Raw genomic sequence first — 17,287 nt, forward strand, 5'->3', positions numbered from 1 at the left:
GAGTAAAATTTATTTTTTAAGGAAAAATGAAATGGAAGTAAAAGCGAAGCAGCTTGATAAAGTCAATGCAAATATAAGCGTAAAAATTGACGCAAAAAGCTTAGAAGATGAAGTGCAAAAGCTTGCTCAAAAAACAGCAAAAACCATAAAAATGGACGGATTTAGACCCGGAAAAGTGCCTGCAAGTGCGGTATTAAAACGATATGGCGAGCAATTAAAAGCTGATGCGCAACAAGAGCTTTTAAAACAAGCAATGAATACTGGCTTAAAAGAGCTTAAAAAAGAAAGCAAAGATATAGTCGGCGAGCCGTATTTTGAAAAATTTGACAACAAAGAAGGTGCGGTAGAAGCTGATTTGATGATCTCCTTTAAACCAGAGATCAAGCTTGATGGATATGAAGAGCTAATCCCAAAACAAAGCACTCCAAAAATCACTAAAAAAGAAATAGAAAGCAAAAAAGAAGAAATACTTAAAAACTTCGCCACTCACGAAGCGATTAAAGAAAAAAGAGGCTTAAAAGAGGGCGATTTTGCAAAATTTGACTTTGAAGGCTTTGTTGATGAAAAGGCTTTTGAAGGTGGTAAGGCTGAAAATTTCACTCTTGAGATAGGCTCAAAGCAGTTTATCCCGGGCTTTGAAGAAGCAATGATAGGTATGAAAGCTGGCGAAGAAAAAGATATAAAAGTAACTTTTCCAAAAGATTATGGTGCTTCCAATTTAGCTGGAAAAGAAGCGGTATTTAAGATCAAACTTCATGAAATTTTAAAAGCTGTGCCGGCTAAGATCGATGAAGAGCTTTTGAAAAAACTTTTACCAAATGAAAAAGAATTAAGCGAAGAAAAGCTTGATGAAAAGCTCAAAAAGCAGCTTGAGCAAGAAAAGCTTTATACTCTCATCAACGAGGAGTTAAAACCGGCTCTAGCTGAAGCTTTAGTGAAAAAATATACTTTTGATTTGCCAAAGGGCGTTGTCGAACAAGAAATTGACTTGCAACTTAGAAATTCACTCTCAAGCCTAAGTCAAGATGAGATTAAAGCCCTACAAGAAGATAAAGATAAGCTTAAGGCTAAAAGAGAAGAATTTAAAGATGAAGCTCAAAAAAGTGTCAAACTTACCTTCATCATCAATGAACTTGCCTTGCTTAGAAAGATAGGTGTAAGCGATCAAGAAGTTATGCAAGCTGTGTATTTTGAAGCTTATAGAAGTGGGATTGATCCAAGAGCACTTTTACAAAACTATCAGCAACAAGGTATTTTACCAGCTGTAAAAATGGCTTTAGTTGAAGAAAAACTTTTCAACGATATCTTTATGCCAAAAGATGAAAAGAAAGAGCCTAAAAAAGAGAAAAAAGAAAGCAAAAAAGACAAAAATGAGGGAGAAAAATAATGTATATCCCTTATGTCATCGAGCGCACAAGTAGAGGGGAGCGAAGTTATGATATATACTCCCGTCTTTTAAAAGATCGCATTGTAATGCTAAGTGGCGAGATTAATGATGATGTGGCAGCTTCTGTGGTGGCTCAATTTTTATTTTTAGAAGCTGAGGATCCAGATAAGGATATTTATCTTTATATCAACTCACCCGGTGGAGTTATCACAAGTGGCTTTAGTATCTATGATACGATGAATTATATCAAACCAAGCGTTTGCACTATCTGCATAGGACAAGCTGCTTCTATGGGAGCATTTTTGCTTAGTTGTGGCGAAAAAGGCAAACGTTTTGCTCTGCCAAATTCACGCATTATGATTCATCAGCCCTTAGGTGGAGCTAGGGGACAAGCAACAGATATAGAAATCCAAGCTAAAGAAATTTTAAGACTTAAAAGTATTTTAAATGAAATCTTAGCTGCAAACACAAATCAAAAGCTTACCAAAATCGCAAAAGATACCGAAAGAGACTTTTTCATGAGTGCAAATGAAGCTAAAGAATACGGGCTTATTGACAAGGTTTTGCAAAAAAGCTTTAAATAAATAAAGGACTAGGTTATGGAAGATGATTTTTTAGCTGGTTTTGGTGCAAATTTTGGCTCAAGTTCAGAAAGAGAAACTCAAAAAATTCAAAAAATCAGCGGTGGTGAATTTGATAAATTCTCAAAATCAGTTCTTGAAGCTCTTGTGAAAGATAATGTGCCACCTATACCAACGAATTATCGCATTTATTTTGAAAAAATGCTTGATTCTCAAACGATGACTTTTAAAAAAAGAATCACCGAGATGATGGAGCTTGATAGCAAGCAAGAAGGTAAGCAAGTTGTGATCGAAAAAAAAGTTAAAAAAAGCTTTTCTGCCTTAAATATCTTGCTTCAAGATATGGCGATGATCTATAAAAATACCGAAGTGATTAAAGAAATGATCGCCAAAAGGATGTCAGAGCTTTCCATAAATTCAGGCAACCTCGCTCTTAATGCTACCTTAGGTGCGATGCAAATAGATATTGATCGATATTTAGCCTTACTTTCTCGATATACTTATGATATCAAAGAAAAATTCGAAGAGGTAAGCCACACCTACAAAAGCATAGAAGAGCAAAGTGATTTTGATCCTATCTTTGAAATTTATAACAAAAAATTCCTCCTTCACACCCTTGAACTCTGTAAAGAAGGCTATGAAAAATATAATTATCAAAATACCATAGTTTTATTTAGGATAAAAGACTCGGTTTTAAGTAAGCTTGCAGACACAAAAGACAAAAATATCTTACTTAAAAATATCGCTAAAATCATCAGCAAAAATATAGGCAAAGGCGATATACTCGCACATTATCAAGATGGTATTTTTATGCTTTTATTACAACACTGCAATATCCAAAACGCTCGAAAAATCATAGAAGGACTAATCGATCGTATCTATAATACAAACTTTTTCATCTCTTCAGTTGAAGTGGATATGAATTTAGAAGTCGTGATGAGCTTAATCAAAGATGATTTGAGTATTGATAAATTGCTTGATAAGATGATTAAGATGCTAAACACTACCGGCAAAGATAGCCAAAATTTCGCTGTTTTGGACTAGGATATGCAAAGAAAGATCATCACTTATCCAAGCAAGAGATTGTATCTTAACTCAGAGCCTATACGTAGCTTTAATGAAGATTTGCATACTTTGCTTGATGATATGTATGAAACGATGATAGCAGGACAAGGGGTTGGTTTAGCTGCCATTCAAGTTAATGTGCCCGTGCGTGTTTTTTTAGCTAATATACCTGATGAAAATGAGGAGCAAAAAAAAGAAAATTTGCTTGAGATCATTAATCCAGAGCTTGAGTTTATAAATGATGAAAAGATACTTTTTACTGAGGGTTGCTTAAGCATACCGGGTTTTTATGAAGAGGTTGAACGTTATAAAAGCGTGGCTTTGCATTATCAAGATCGCTTTGGCAAAAAGCATAGCCTTGAGGCAAGTGATTTTTTAGCTGTGGTGTTTCAGCATGAATTTGATCATCTTAATGGACATTTGTTTATAGAAAAATTATCATATTCTCAAAGACAGAAATTTCAAAAAGAGTTTAAAGAAGCTCAAAAGCTTGCCAAAAAAGTCAAAAATGAAAAAACTCAAATGCCTAAGTCTTAGTGATGAAATTGATATTATAGAAGTTGAGAGCACTTTTACAAGGGGCTTACCCGGCTTTTCTATAGTAGGACTTGCTAATACTGCGATCAAAGAAAGCACAGAGCGGATTAAGGCTTGTTTGATGAGCAAAAACTTTGCCTTTCCAGCCCAAAAAATCACCATAAATCTTAGCCCAAGCGGTATCCCTAAACAAGGCTCACACTTTGACTTAGCCATTGCCATCTTAATACTTTTGCAAAAACAAGACTTCAAAGAATGCTTCGTCTTTGGTGAACTTGGACTTGATGGCAGTGTAAAAAGCACAAATGAGCTTTTTTCTTTGCTCTTATTTTTAAGCACCAAACTTGAAAAAGCTGAGGTTTTAGTGCCTTTTAGCCTAGCTGCAAAGGCTTCAATGATACCAAATTTAAAGGTATATGCAGTAAATAATCTTGATGAAGCCTTAGAATTTTTTACAAGCGAGCAAAGAGAAAAATTCCTCTACTCAAGCACCCACCCACTCTTTGCAAATCCTATATTTATCAAAGAAAAAGCCTATATCCAAAACACAGATTTTGCCTTTGATTTTAAGGATATTAAAGGACAAGAAAATGCTAAATTTGCTTGCCTTATCGCCGCTTTAGGCATGCATAATATACTTTTTGAAGGAAGTCCTGGAAGTGGAAAAAGTATGTGTGCAAAAAGACTGGTTTATATCATGCCGCCTCAAAGTCTAAATGAAATCCTAGCTGCTAATGCTTATGAGAGCTTAAACTCAAAAGAATGCGAGTTTTCAAGCCAAAGAGCCTTTAGAAATCCTCATCACACAAGCACAAGAGCAAGCATTTTTGGAGGTGGTACAAGAGGAGCTAAGATAGGAGAAGTCGCACTTGCAAATGGAGGAGTGCTCTTTTTTGATGAATTTCCACATTTTAGCAAAAATGTCATAGAAAGTCTAAGAGAACCTTTAGAGGATAATCAAATCCTCATCTCAAGGGTAAATTCAAAGGTAAGATATGAAACTAAGTTTATCTTTGTAGCCGCGCAAAATCCTTGTCCTTGTGGGAATTTATTTTCTCACAAACTTAATTGTAAATGTAGCGAACTTGAGATCAAACGCTACAAAAACCGCATTTCAGCAGCGATTTTAGATAGAATTGATTTATATGTGGCTATGGATGAAGTAAGAAGCGAGGATAAAAGCTCTTTTAGCTCAAAAGAGTTAAGCGATAGAGTTTTGCAAGGCTTTATCTTTCAAAAACAAAGAGGACAAACTGAGTTTAATGCCAAGCTTAAAGATGAGGATTTAAAACATTTTTGCGTGCTTTCAAAGGAGGCTTTAAGCACTCTTGAACTTGCCATAGCTCGTTTTAAACTTTCTCAAAGAGCCATTAATAAAAGCTTAAAGGTAGCGCGCACTTGTGCTGATTTAAAACAAAGTGAAATTATAGAAAAAGAGCATTTACTTGAAGCTTTAAGTTTTAGAATCAAAGCGTAAAAACACATTTTACCAATATAAATTTTTCAATTTGTCAAAACAAAAGGACAAAAGCAATGAATTTGTAAATTTCAAGCCCCTTTTTGTGATATTTTCGATACAATATTTTCAAATTTATCAACAAAAAAGGAAAAAAAGTATGCAAGCTTTAAGCCTAAGAACGGCTGATTTTACAGAATCAATCATACGAAAAATGACACGCATTTGCCTTCAGCACAACGCTATCAATCTTTCTCAAGGTTTTCCAGACTTTGATCCACCTATAGAGCTTCAAGAAGCTTTAGCCAAGGTAGCTACCAAAGGACCTCATCAATACGCCATCACAAGTGGAGCGACGAATTTCAAGCAAGCTTTAGCTAGAAAAGTTTCTCATTTTATGGGGCTTGAAATCAATGCTGAAGAAAATGTGCTTGTTACTTGTGGCAGCACTGAAGCGATGATGGCAACTATGCTTGCTTTGGTAAATCCTGGTGAAAAAGTGATCGTGTTTTCGCCTTTTTATGAAAATTATGGAGCTGATGCTATTTTAAGCGGAGCTGAACCTATTTTTGTGCCTTTAAATCCGCCTGAATTTCACTTTGATAAAGACGCGCTTGAGCAAGCCTTTAAACAAAAACCAAAGGCGATCATACTTTGCAATCCAAGCAACCCTTGCGGTAAAGTCTTTAGCCTTGAAGAGCTTGAATTTATCGCTGATTTGGCGATTAAATATGATGTGTATGTCATCACTGATGAGGTGTATGAGCATATCATTTTTGCTCCTTTTAAGCACCATTATATGGCTGCACTGCCAAAGATGTTTGAACGCACTATATCATGCTCTAGTCTTTCAAAGACTTATTCTATCACTGGTTGGCGACTTGGGTATTTAATCGCTTCAAAAGAGATTATCCAAAGAGCGCATAAGGTGCATGATTTCTTAACCGTTGGAGCAGCTGCACCCTTGCAAGAAGCAGCGATTGTGGGATTAAATTTCAATCAAAACTATTACACAGACTTGCAAAACAAATACACACTGATGAAAGATACTTTTTTAAACGGCTTAAAAGCCTTAGATATAAAACATAGCACGCCTCAAGGGGCGTATTTTGTGCTGGTTGATATCAGCGAATTTGGCTATGAAAGTGATACTGAATTTTGCCAAAAGTTGATTGAAAAGGTTGGCGTTGCGGCGGTGCCGGGTTCAAGCTTTTTTAAAGATGGCACAAACACTTACATACGATTTCATTTTGCTAAAAAACTTGAAACCTTACACGAAGCCTTAAACCGCCTAGAAAAGATGAAAACTCTTATGCGAAAATAAATCCTAGCTCATCATAAAAAGTGATGAGCTAGAAAAGCTCACTGCATATTTGCTTCTAAGCCTTTTTCAGGGGCTTTTATCTCTTTAAATTTAAGCCAAGCGATGATTTCTAAAACCACAGCTACGATAGCGACTAAATACCCTAGCCAAAATAACGCATTTTGTGGAATTTGAAGCAAAGACGCCACAACCAAAGCGATAAAAGCATATATGAAAAAAGGCTCGTTTGTGACATTTGCAAGCATTTTGTAGTAAAAAAACTTAAACACCAAGCCCGCGATGATGAAAAGCACGCCGAGTATAAACATAAACATAACTCCACCAGCGATGGTTCCAAAAGCCAAAGCAAAAAATAAAGCTGTATAAGTATAAGCTACGCCCAAAGCCCCAAAGAAAAGTAAAACAGCCGAGGCGATATAAAAAATAAGGAGTTTTTTATCTTGAGTAAGCTTGCATACTGAAAGTATAGCTAAGATCATAAACACAATGCCAGCGATTGAGAAGAGCCAACCCACAAAAGGTATTACAGAAAAGATCCCGCACACTATACCTAAAATCGCACGAAATTTCACTGCATTAATATCATCAGAGCTGATAAAACTGCCATTAATCGCTTTCATATCAAAGTTAGCAAAATCCAAATTCACACCAGCTAAAAGAGCAGATTGTGTGATAAAAATAGCCTTTGCCTCGTCATTTTCAATCTCAAAATCCACAACAGCACCGACAAGCTGATCCTCACTCTTGCCATTAAGATTTTTCACTTCCTCAAGTTTGAAACTATATCGCTTGCCATCATCACCCCTGATAGCACCAGCTCCTAAAATTTTACCTTGCATTGCTTTTTGCTCCTTTGTATTGAAATGCTTTTTCAAAAATTCATATTATATAACAAAATTTGATATTTTCAAACAAACTTAATCTTTTTTTAAAAAATTCTCATTTTTTTGTAAGTTTTAGAGCTATTTAAGTTTATATTAAGGGGGGGGGGGGGGTAGAATATCCATTCTTATTTTATCTTAATGAAAGGTTTAACATGAAAAAAGTTTTAACAAGCTTTGCTCTCGTTTCAGCTCTAGCTTCTTCAGCAGCTTTAGCAGAACAAACAGGTGCTTTTGTCGGTATTGACGGAGGCTATGCTTCACTTACTGTGAAAAATCCCAATAACGAGGGTAATGAAAAAATGAGTGGCTTTAACGGCTTTCGTTATGGTTTAGTTGGTGGTTATAAATACTTCCTTGATGACAATTTAGGTTTTAGAGGTTATGCGAGATTTACTTACGGAACTAAGAACACAAAAGGAAGCAACAACCCACAACTTCAAAGATATGATCTAGGTGTCAATGCTGATGTGCTTTATAACTTCTTACAAAGTGGCGATCTTGAGTATGGTGCTTTTGGTGGTTTGAGCCTTGATTATGCAAATAACAAGATGATCCAAAAAAATAGTGAAGATGGTGATGGAAAAGTAAGTGGTTTTGATCTTGGTATCAATCTTGGTTTAAGAATGAACTATACTCAAACTCATGGTTTTGAGCTTTGGAGTAGATTTGGTGTAGTTGGTCCTAAAAAAGATGATGTAAAAATTACTCAACCTTACTCTGTAGGACTTCGCTATACTTTCAATTTCTAAAACAAGCTTTTTATAAACTTGTTTGAAAACTTTCAAAGTGTGATATACAAAACTTAACTTTCTAAAATCTCCTAAAAACTGCCCTGGCTTAATTGATCTAGGGTAGTTTATGCTGATAGTGGCTTTTAATCAAAAGCGGGCTAAAAATTTAAACAAAAGATAAAAAATCATAACAGATAATTTTTATTTATTAGCTTTTTTATGCTTAAATTTGTTCTTTCAAAAATACAAATTTAAGGAAAAATATGCAAATCACGCCTGAAAAATTATTTCAAAAAAGAAGGGAATTTATCAAGCTTGGAGTTGGCTCTTTAGTAAGCTCAAGTCTTTTGGCAAGCACTTTAAGCGCGCTTGATTTTAAAGAGGATTTAAACAAGGAGCTAGAATTAAGCCCAGAAGAGCTTGCTACAAATCATGTGAATTTTTATGAGTTTTCAGTCAATAAAGCAAAAGCTGTAAATTTAGCTAAAAATTTTCACACCAAAGACTGGAAAATAGAAGTAAGCGGAGCGGTAAATAAGCCTCAAACCTTGACTATGGAGGATATACTAGCCTTTAAGCTTGAAGAGAGGATTTATCGTTTTCGTTGTGTGGAGGCTTGGAGTATGGTGGTGCCTTGGGTTGGGTTTGAACTAAGAGCTTTAATAGAAAAGCTTGAACCAACGAGTGAGGCTAAATTTATCAAATTTACCACGCTTTTTGATAAAGAAAGATTTGCTGATCAAGCAGCTTTTTTCCCAACTCTTGATTATCCTTATGTAGAAGGACTTAGAATGGATGAAGCTATGCATCCACTGACTTTAATGGCTGTTGGTATGTATAAAAAGCCTTTAAAAGCACAAAATGGAGCACCACTTCGTCTTGTCGTGCCTTGGAAATATGGCTTTAAAAGCATTAAATCCATAGTCAAAATCGAGTTTTTAAAAGAACAGCCAAAAACCACTTGGGAGCTAGCAAATCCTAGAGAATATGGCTTTTATGCTAATGTCAATCCAAAAGTCGATCATCCAAGATGGTCTCAAGCAAGTGAGCGTCCTTTAGGTAAGTTTTTTAACCAAGATACTTTACTTTTTAATGGCTATGAAAAAGAAGTAGGGTATTTGTATGCAGGTATGGATTTAAGGAAGTATTTTTGAGCGCTATAAACACTAATGAGCCACAAAGAGCCTATAAAACAAGCCCTAAGTCTATTTTAAGTGTAAAAAATTTAAGACTTCTTGCTTATGTAAGTTTTGCAATAAGTGTTATTTATACAGCAGTGCAGGCTATTTTTAATGTTATGTATAGCTTTGATCTTATCTCGGAGCTTTATTTTTATACTGGAATTTTTGCCTTAAGCTTTACCTTTGTGAGTGCCTTTTTCTCACTTTTTCAGTTTAAAAAGACTAAAATTTATCCGCGTTTGTTTGGAATTTATGCTGGTTTTTGGGCTTTGGCTCATTTTGGGGTGTATTTTGTTTTTTCAAAAAATTTAAGCCTTATAAAGCTTTATAATGACATTTCAAAAAGAATTTTTGAAGCAAGTGGCTTTGTAGCTTTTGTGCTTATGTTTTTTATGCTTTTAAGCTCTTTTGAATGGGGTAAAAGGCTTGAAAAGATAAGAAAGTTTGGCTATCTTTGTCTTTTTGTGGCAAGTTATCATTATTTTTTATCGGCTAAAATCCCTGAATTTTGGCATTATCTTGCACTTATCATGGCGGGGCTATTTTTTGTGTATCGTTATACAAAGGGCTTTTTTAGAAAAAAGAGGCTTTAAGCTTTTGTTTTTAAATTTCACAAAGTTCGCTATGCAATAAAAAATGCTCATTTAACTCATAATCAAGTGAAAACTCACTTCCCCTGCCCCTAGTGGCGTCAAGTTCTAAATTTTTTCCTTCTAAATAAGCTTTATAGTGCTTTATATGCACAAAGATGCCTATATTTTCAATTTCTCCTAGTTTATAATCATTTTCGCCTAATTTAAAATCATCATACACCATCAAGGCTGAGCCATCACAGCATCCTCCTGAAAGATAAATGATAAAATTTGGATATAAGGCTTTGAGTTTTGCGATTAAATCAAGGGCATTTTTGCTTGCTTTAAGCATTAGTTTTCCTTTATGAGTTTAGAGTGATTAAAAAATCACTCTTATTTTGCTTAGAAAAAGCCAAGTTTTTTAGGACTATAGCTTACCAGCAAATTCTTAGTTTGTTGATAATGTTCTAACATCATCTTATGTGTTTCTCTGCCTATACCGCTTTGTTTATAGCCTCCAAAGGCAGCATGAGCTGGATAAGCATGATAGCAATTGGTCCAAACCCTGCCAGCTTCTATACCTCGCCCAACTCTATAGGCTCTGTTAATATCCCTAGTCCAAACTCCTGCTCCTAGTCCATAAAGGGTATCATTAGCGATTTCTAGGGCTTCTTTTTCATCTTTAAAGGTGGTTACACTTAAAACTGGTCCAAAAATTTCTTCTTGGAAAATTCTCATTTTATTATGCCCTTTAAAGATAGTAGGTTTGATATAAAAGCCATCTTTAAGCTCGCCTTCAAGTATGTTTTGTTCTCCACCTATCAAGCATTGTGCGCCTTCATCTTTGCCTATTTTGATATAATTTAAAATAGTATTGATTTGCTCTTGACTTACTTGAGCACCCATCATAGTGCTAGGATCAAGAGGATTGCCAGTCTTGATAGCTTTTACCCTTTCAAGCACCTTAGCTATAAATTTATCATATATGCTTTCTTGGATTAAAGCTCTACTTGGGCAAGTGCAAACCTCGCCTTGATTGAAAGCAAAAAGCACAAGTCCTTCTACAGCTTTATCTAAGAAATCATCATCTTCAGCCATAATATCCTCAAAGAAAATATTTGGGCTTTTTCCCCCAAGTTCTAGGGTAACTGGTATGATATTTTCAGTAGCAAACTGCATGATCTGTCTGCCTACAGCTGTTGAGCCTGTAAAGGCTACCTTTGCTATCTTTGGGCTGGTTGCAAGGGCTTTACCTATCTTGCCTCCGCTTCCATTGACTATATTTAAAACGCCTTTTGGAAGCAAATCTTTGATCAAATCAATAAGCACCAAAATACTAGCAGGAGTAGCACTAGCTGGCTTTAAAACTATGCAATTACCTGCTGCTAAAGCAGGAGCTATCTTCCAAGCTGCCATTAAAAGCGGAAAATTCCAAGGTATGATTTGTCCAACCACGCCCAAAGGCTCATGAAAATGATACGCCACGGTGTTTTCATCTATCTCACTAATACCGCCTTCTTGAGCCCTAATGCAACCTGCAAAATAGCGAAAATGATCTATGCTTAAAGGCACATCAGCATTTAAAGTCTCTCTGATAGGCTTGCCATTGTCCCAAGTTTCAGCATAGGCTAAAAGTTCTAAATTCGCTTCTAAGCGATCGGCGATTTTAAGCAAAATGTCAGCTCTTGTAGCTGGAGGAGTTTTAGCCCAAGACTTTTTAGCTGCACTTGCTGCATCTAAGGCTGCATTAATATCAGCATCATTAGACAAAGGCACCTTAGTGATAGGCTTGCCAGAAATAGGGGTGATATTTTCACTATACTGCCCACTTTTAGGGGCTTGCCATTCTCCATTGATGAAATTTTCATACTGAGCTTTAAACACCTTAGTATGATCTAAATACGCACTCATTGTTGCTCCTTTTTATTTGAAATTATATGTAGTTTAATTATAATAGGACTTTTTTTATATTTTTTAAATAAGATAAAAATTATTTTATATTTTTATAAAGATGATTACTTTTTGTAACATTATACTTTTAGATGATGATTTTAACTGGGTATTTTTATTATTTTTTTATACAAGGAAGTATTTTTGTAGCATTTTAAAACTTTTTAATACCTTATCTGCTTACTTTTCAAAAAATCACGCAATTTATCATACTCGCTTTGAGTGAGATAGCGGTATTTGCCTTCTTTTAAAAGTCCAAGTTCTAGCACACCAAAAGCCACTCTTTTAAGGTCCATCACCTCTAAGTCAAAATGTCCAAAAAAGCGACGTAATTCTCTGTTTTTGCCCTCATTGATGATAACTTTTAGCTTAGTATAGCCCCCACTTGAGCCAAAAATTTCCCAGCCTAAAAATGGGGCAAAGCTCATTGAAGTGATCTTAGTTTTTGTATGAGCGCCTTTTTTTTCATTTTGCACTTCAAGTCCATTTTGCATAGCTTCTATGACTTTTGGGCTAATTTGTCCTTTGATTTTTAGATAATATTCTCTTTCTAAATCACTATGCATTAAAGCATCAGCTATCACAGGAGCATCGGTAAGTAAAAGTAAGCCCTCACTAGCAAAATCAAGCCTACCAACGCTAAGCCAAGAAGCAAAGTTTTTTGGCAGGCTTTGATAAATCACGCGTCTGCCCCTATCATCTTTTTTACTCACTAGCTCGCCCTTTGGCTTATGATAGATGATGACAGAAAATTGCTTTTTCTTATAAACTCGCTTGCCCTTTATGCTTATTTTACTTTCTTCACCCACTTGATCGCTTAAAGTGGCGATTTTTGAGCCTATTTTTACAAGCCCAGCTTTGATAAGCTCATCAGCTTCTCTGCGTGAATAAGTTGTGTTGTGAGAGATGAATTGATTAATTCTCATTGTTTTTCTTTGTTTTGATTTTAAGTTTTGATTAAAAAAGCCTTGCTTATAAAAACAAGGCTGGGTTTAATTTACATCATAAATACACTTGGCACTATGGTTGGGTATTTTTTCAGCTTTCTAAAGATATGTTTTCTTAGCACTTGGCGGATTTGGGCTTCTATGAAGCGATTGTCATCTAAAACCTCATCTTTTAAATTCGCAAAAAATACAGAAAGCACCTCGCCAAGCTCCTTAGCAAAGGCTGCATCTTGCTTGTTTGCTACTACCCCATAGCTTAGCACCCTTGGTTTGTGAATGAGTGTCTTGCTTGATTTTTCAACCTGAGCGATGATGACTACTACGCCATTATCAGCTAGATTTTGTCTGTCTATAACTACATCATCAGCGATTTGCTTGTTGATTTGATTATCGACAAAAACCTTGCCTGTTTTTACTGTGCGCGCTCTTTTGATGTATTTTTGGCAAAGTTCGACTTGATCGCCATTACTCATAAGATAGATATTTCTTTCATCTACTCCGCATTTTATAGCCGTTTGCTTGTGTTTTAAGATATGATTGTATTCTCCATGCACTGGGAGAAAAAACTTTGGTTTGACAAGGTTAAGCATGAGTTTTTGCTCTTCCATATTAGCATGTCCGCTTACATGAATTTCGCTAAATTCTTGATAGGCTACCTTTGCACCAGCCTTAAGTAAATAATCAAGCACAGCATTAATGCTGCCTTCATTACCCGGAATGGCTTTAGCTGAGATGATGATTTGATCTGTAGGCTTGATTTTGATGAATTTATGCTCATCAGTTGCCATTCTATATAAGGCACTCATGGTTTCACCTTGACTTCCTGTAGTTACAATCAAGACTTCATTATCTTTATACTTACTTACCTCATCAGCGTCAATGAAAATTTTTCTATCAAGCTCTATATATCCTAACTCCATAGTGGTGTATAAATTTCTTTCCATAGAACGTCCTATCACACAGACTTTGCGTCCATATTTTAGTCCATAAGTAATGGCTTGATAAATTCTATGCACATTTGAGCTAAAAGTACTCATTATCACGCGTCCTTTTGCCTTTGAAAAGAGTAGATCAAAGGTATCGCCAACTGAGCCTTCACTTTTGGTTGAGCCTTCTTTATAGGAGTTTGTGCTATCACTTAACAAGCAAAGCACGCCTTTATCGCCATAATAAGCTATGCGGTTTAAATCGCTTGGATAATTATCAATCGGCGTATAATCAATCTTAAAATCTCCAGTATGCAAAAGCGTGCCAGCCTTAGTGATGATAGCAAGGGCTGAAGCGTCGATGACTGAGTGGGTAATATGTATCCATTCTAACTCAAATTCGCCTATTTCATAGAGTTTGCGTTTTTCTACAGGGCGGAAAAGATTTCTTTGAGACTTTAGCCCATGCTCTTCAAATTTGTTTGAGATCATGCCAAGTGCTAGAGGCGTAGCATAAAGTGGAAAGGCAAATTCTTTATAAAAATACGGCACCGCACCAATATGATCTTCATGTGCATGCGTGATGATAACAGCCTTAACCTTATCCTTAATCTTTCTTATATAATCAAAATCAGGGATAACAATATCCACCCCATGCATAGCAGAATCAGGAAACGATAGTCCCACATCAATGATAATAGCATCATTATCTGTTTCTATCACTGTCATATTGCCACCTATTTCGCCAAGTCCTCCTATAGGGGTGATCTTGAGCTTATGCTCGCTTGAATTACTAAATTTAAGCGGTTTTAAGCGGTTTTCATGGATAGCTTTGTTTGCCTCAATCACTCTTTGCATTTCAAGCTGCCAAGGTTCATTACCGGTGAGCTTGGTTGGGAGATTGCGATTTTTTTTCTTTTTCTTGCCTTCTGGGGCTTGATTTTCGCCATTTTCATCACTTGAGTTTTGGGCGTTTTGGTTTTTTTCATTTGCATTGATTGAATTTGCAAGGGATTTTTTCTTGCGTTTGTATTTGTAACGCTTGTTGCTTTTCACACTAGAATCGCTATTTTCAGCGTTTTGCTCTAAATTTTTATTTTCTTCGCTCATTATTTGTCCTTTAAGTCTGTAAAAATTTTAAGATAGGACTTGACGCAAAGCTCGCTTGCTCTGATATTTTCTTTTAATCCAAGCTCATTTAAGCTTTTTAAAAGCTCTTTTTTATGGGCTTTGAGATTGTTTGCAAGCTGTTTTCTAGGAGCACAAAAGCACTGCCTTAAAAAAGCTTTAAAAGCTTGTATATCAACTATCTCATCGTAATTTGCTTTGCGTTTTAAAGATATAACCGCTGAATCAACCTTTGGAGCAGGCTCAAAACTTTCTGGCTTAAGCTCAAAAAGTAATTCTCGCTCACAAATCAAGCCTGCAAGCACGCTTAAAGCACAAAAATCGCTTTGTCCCTCAGTCGCACAAAATTTCAAAGCAAGCTCTTTTTGTATCATCACGATAAGCTGCTTGCAGTTTTTGTCCTCTAAGGCTTGTAAGATGAGATGTGTTGATACATAATAAGGCAAATTCGCCACCAAAACATACTCATCATTATGCAAGCTTGGCGTAAAAGCCTTGCATGCATCTAAATTCAGCAAAGTTAAATCCGCATTTTTAAGCTCTTGATGAAATTTTTTTTCAAGCAGTGGTATAAGCTCATCGTCTATTTCTATGGCTTTTACCTTGCAAATTCCTAAAAGCTTTTGCGTCAAATCACCTAAGCCAGGTCCAATCTCAACGATAAAAGGCGTTTCTTTGGATATGGCTTGAGTGATTTTTTCTAAGGCACTTTGATCTTTTAAAAAATTTTGTCCAAAATGTTTTTTTGCTTTTATCATAGAGCATTTTACCTTAAATTCATTAAGATTGTGTTACAAGTTTAAATTTTTTAGCTAGAATTTATCTTTTGATGAAAGCAAAGAAAGGAAAAAGGTGCAAACTTTGATACTCTGTGCAGGAGGAAATGAAAATTTTAGCTTTGCAAAAAGTATAGGCATAGGACTTATAGAACCCTGTTTGAAACTGCCTTTGCTTTTGCAAGAATTTAAGCCCTCAAAGCTTGTTTTTATAGGCACTTGTGGTTTATATGATGAAAAAGATGAGCTTTTACAAATTTATCAAAGTCAGCATGCTTTTAATGTGGAGTTTTCAAAGCTTTCAAATGCCTTTTACTCGCCAGCTCAATGTGAAATAAGCTGGCATAAAAAGCTAGAAAAAAAAGAGTCTAATGAAACTTTGGCTGAATTTGTTTCACAAGAAACATTCAAAAGCAATTCTTCAAATTATATTTGTGCGGATAAAAAAGCAGCGGCTGAGTTTTTAAAACTTGGTTTAAGGCTTGAAAATATGGAAATTTTCTCTCTTTTAAGCGTAGCAAAATTTTATGATATAGAACTTTCGTGCTTTTTGTGTGCGAGTAATTATTGCGATGAAAAAGCACACCAAAGCTTTTTGGCTCATCATACTAAGGCAAAAGCTAAACTAGAGGCTTTTTTGCAAGAGAGAAATTATATTTAGGATAGAATTTTGTTAGTTTTAGATGAAAGAAAAAATGATGTAAAAGAGAGTAAAAAGCAAGATAAAGTTAATTTGCTTGATTATACCAGTATAGAGCTTCAAAAGGATTTTCCCCAAAAATTCCGCATAAAGCAAATTTTTCAGTGGATTTATCAAAAATACGCTGATGATTTCAAAGAGATGAGTTCCCTACCCTTAACTTTAAGAGAAGAACTTGAAAACAAATACCATTTCAAGCCCTTAGAATGCGTAAAATTTGAGCAAAGCACTGATAAAAGCGTAAAATATCTTTTCCGCTTAAATGATGGCTATTTTATAGAAAGCGTTTTACTGCCTATGAAAGAAGAAGCTTTTGATGAAGAGGGTAAGAGATTGCACCATACTCGCTATACTATATGTATAAGCTCACAAGTAGGCTGTAAATCAGGCTGTTCTTTTTGTCTCACAGCCAAAGGTGGCTTAAAACGCAATCTCAGTGCTGGCGAGATAGTCGCTCAAGTGTTATGGATCAAAAAGCACAATCATATCCCTTATGAAAGAAGGGTAAATATAGTTTTTATGGGTATGGGCGAGCCTTTGGATAATCTTAAAAATGTCTCAAAGGCTGTGCAAATTTTAAGCGAAAATGACGGACTTGCCATCAGCCCTCGCAGACAAACCATAAGCACAAGCGGACTTGCCAAGCAGATCAAAGAGCTAGGAGAGATGAATTTGGGCGTTTTGCTAGCTATTTCCTTGCACGCTGTTAATGATGAGCTAAGAAGCGAGCTTATGCCTATCAATAAAGCTTATAACATAGCCTCTATCATGCAAGCTGTGCGTGAATTTCCAGTGGACGCACGAAAAAGGGTAATGTTTGAATACCTTTTGATAAAGGGCATTAATGATAAATTAGAGCACGCCAAAGAGCTAGTCAAGCTTTTAAATGGCATAAAAGCTAAGGTTAATTTACTGCTTTTCAACCCTCACGAAGGCAGTCCTTATAAGCGTCCAGACTTAGAAGATGCTGTGAAATTTCAAGACTTTTTGAGCGCTAAAGGACTAACTTGCACCATAAGACAAAGCAAAGGACTTGACATATCAGCAGCTTGCGGACAGCTTAAAGAAAGAAAAGAACAAGAGCTTAAAATACGCTCAAACAATGATGAAAACTCAAAAAATAAAAATCCCATAAAGCCGAT

The 17,287-nt window shown here is 35.7% G+C and carries 16 protein-coding genes and 1 pseudogene; 11 read left to right on the plus strand and 6 right to left on the minus strand.

Features of this window, described 5'->3' with window-relative positions:
* Window positions 1–31 precede the first annotated feature (31 nt).
* The 6 genes from tig to DMB95_RS04150 all read left to right on the plus strand — a co-directional run bounded on the left by tig (window position 32) and on the right by DMB95_RS04150 (window position 6,350).
* A complete protein-coding gene (tig, locus tag DMB95_RS04125; protein WP_142931044.1) occupies window positions 32–1,387 on the plus strand; it encodes a trigger factor in 1,356 nt (451 codons plus the stop codon).
* Window positions 1,387–1,971: an ATP-dependent Clp endopeptidase proteolytic subunit ClpP gene (gene clpP, locus DMB95_RS04130; RefSeq protein WP_142931045.1), complete on the plus strand. Its 585-nt coding sequence runs from the start codon at window positions 1,387–1,389 to the stop codon at window positions 1,969–1,971. Before tig ends, clpP begins: the two co-directional genes overlap by 1 nt.
* A 15-nt stretch (window positions 1,972–1,986) precedes the next feature.
* Window positions 1,987–3,012 (plus strand): GGDEF domain-containing protein, encoded by a 1,026-nt coding sequence (locus tag DMB95_RS04135; RefSeq protein WP_142931046.1) that lies wholly within the window; start codon window positions 1,987–1,989, stop codon window positions 3,010–3,012.
* Window positions 3,013–3,015: 3 nt separating this feature from the next.
* The gene (gene def, locus DMB95_RS04140) at window positions 3,016–3,570 is read left to right on the plus strand and encodes a peptide deformylase (RefSeq protein ID WP_142931047.1); all 555 of its coding nucleotides are present in this window, start codon (window positions 3,016–3,018) and stop codon (window positions 3,568–3,570) included.
* Window positions 3,542–5,047 carry a YifB family Mg chelatase-like AAA ATPase gene (locus tag DMB95_RS04145; protein WP_142931048.1) on the plus strand — a complete coding sequence of 502 codons (1,506 nt, stop codon included), beginning with the start codon at window positions 3,542–3,544 and terminating at the stop codon, window positions 5,045–5,047. Before def ends, DMB95_RS04145 begins: the two co-directional genes overlap by 29 nt.
* Before the next feature lie 139 nt (window positions 5,048–5,186).
* Entirely contained in the window at window positions 5,187–6,350 is a 1,164-nt protein-coding gene (locus tag DMB95_RS04150) for a pyridoxal phosphate-dependent aminotransferase (RefSeq protein ID WP_142931049.1), read from the plus strand.
* A 38-nt stretch (window positions 6,351–6,388) separates the two neighbouring features.
* On the opposite strand, the gene DMB95_RS04155 is transcribed toward DMB95_RS04150, so the two are convergent.
* Window positions 6,389–7,189: a hypothetical protein gene (locus DMB95_RS04155; RefSeq protein ID WP_142931050.1), complete on the minus strand. Its 801-nt coding sequence runs from the start codon at window positions 7,187–7,189 to the stop codon at window positions 6,389–6,391.
* Window positions 7,190–7,386: 197 nt separating this feature from the next.
* Here DMB95_RS04155 and DMB95_RS04160 point away from each other — a divergent pair, with 197 nt between their 5' ends.
* The 3 genes from DMB95_RS04160 (at window position 7,387) to DMB95_RS04170 (ending at window position 9,739) form a co-directional block, all read left to right on the plus strand.
* Window positions 7,387–7,983: an outer membrane beta-barrel protein gene (locus tag DMB95_RS04160; RefSeq protein ID WP_142931051.1), complete on the plus strand. Its 597-nt coding sequence runs from the start codon at window positions 7,387–7,389 to the stop codon at window positions 7,981–7,983.
* Between the two features lie 245 nt (window positions 7,984–8,228).
* On the plus strand, window positions 8,229–9,119 hold the full coding sequence (gene msrP, locus DMB95_RS04165) for a protein-methionine-sulfoxide reductase catalytic subunit MsrP (RefSeq protein WP_142931052.1): 891 nt from the start codon (window positions 8,229–8,231) through the stop codon (window positions 9,117–9,119).
* A gap of 5 nt (window positions 9,120–9,124) precedes the next feature.
* On the plus strand, window positions 9,125–9,739 hold the full coding sequence (locus DMB95_RS04170) for a sulfite oxidase heme-binding subunit YedZ (protein WP_442861445.1): 615 nt from the start codon (window positions 9,125–9,127) through the stop codon (window positions 9,737–9,739).
* 10 nt (window positions 9,740–9,749) lie between these two features.
* Here the strand turns inward: DMB95_RS04170 and DMB95_RS04175 are convergent, their stop codons facing one another.
* From DMB95_RS04175 to rsmA, 5 genes are all read right to left on the minus strand, one after another.
* A complete protein-coding gene (locus DMB95_RS04175) occupies window positions 9,750–10,070 on the minus strand; it encodes a DUF779 domain-containing protein (protein ID WP_142931053.1) in 321 nt (106 codons plus the stop codon).
* A 50-nt stretch (window positions 10,071–10,120) separates the two neighbouring features.
* Window positions 10,121–11,629 carry an acetaldehyde dehydrogenase ExaC gene (exaC, locus tag DMB95_RS04180; protein ID WP_142931054.1) on the minus strand — a complete coding sequence of 503 codons (1,509 nt, stop codon included), beginning with the start codon at window positions 11,627–11,629 and terminating at the stop codon, window positions 10,121–10,123.
* Between the two features lie 203 nt (window positions 11,630–11,832).
* Complete coding sequence (locus DMB95_RS04185; protein ID WP_142931055.1) at window positions 11,833–12,594, minus strand: pseudouridine synthase; 762 nt, start codon at window positions 12,592–12,594, stop codon at window positions 11,833–11,835.
* A gap of 71 nt (window positions 12,595–12,665) precedes the next feature.
* Complete coding sequence (locus DMB95_RS04190) at window positions 12,666–14,654, minus strand: ribonuclease J (RefSeq protein WP_142931056.1); 1,989 nt, start codon at window positions 14,652–14,654, stop codon at window positions 12,666–12,668.
* On the minus strand, window positions 14,651–15,427 hold the full coding sequence (gene rsmA / locus DMB95_RS04195; RefSeq protein ID WP_142931057.1) for a 16S rRNA (adenine(1518)-N(6)/adenine(1519)-N(6))-dimethyltransferase RsmA: 777 nt from the start codon (window positions 15,425–15,427) through the stop codon (window positions 14,651–14,653). Before rsmA ends, DMB95_RS04190 begins: the two co-directional genes overlap by 4 nt.
* A gap of 103 nt (window positions 15,428–15,530) precedes the next feature.
* On the opposite strand from rsmA, the gene DMB95_RS04200 reads away from it, so the two are divergent.
* Both DMB95_RS04200 and rlmN read left to right on the plus strand, forming a co-directional pair.
* A complete protein-coding gene (locus DMB95_RS04200; RefSeq protein WP_137632625.1) occupies window positions 15,531–16,106 on the plus strand; it encodes a phosphorylase family protein in 576 nt (191 codons plus the stop codon).
* A gap of 9 nt (window positions 16,107–16,115) precedes the next feature.
* Window positions 16,116–17,228: pseudogene (gene rlmN / locus DMB95_RS04205) on the plus strand (23S rRNA (adenine(2503)-C(2))-methyltransferase RlmN); the annotation flags it as partial.
* Between the last annotated feature and the right edge of the window lie 59 nt (window positions 17,229–17,287).

The sequence above is a fragment of the Campylobacter sp. MIT 12-8780 genome, from assembly GCF_006864535.1.
Lineage (GTDB): Bacteria > Campylobacterota > Campylobacteria > Campylobacterales > Campylobacteraceae > Campylobacter_D.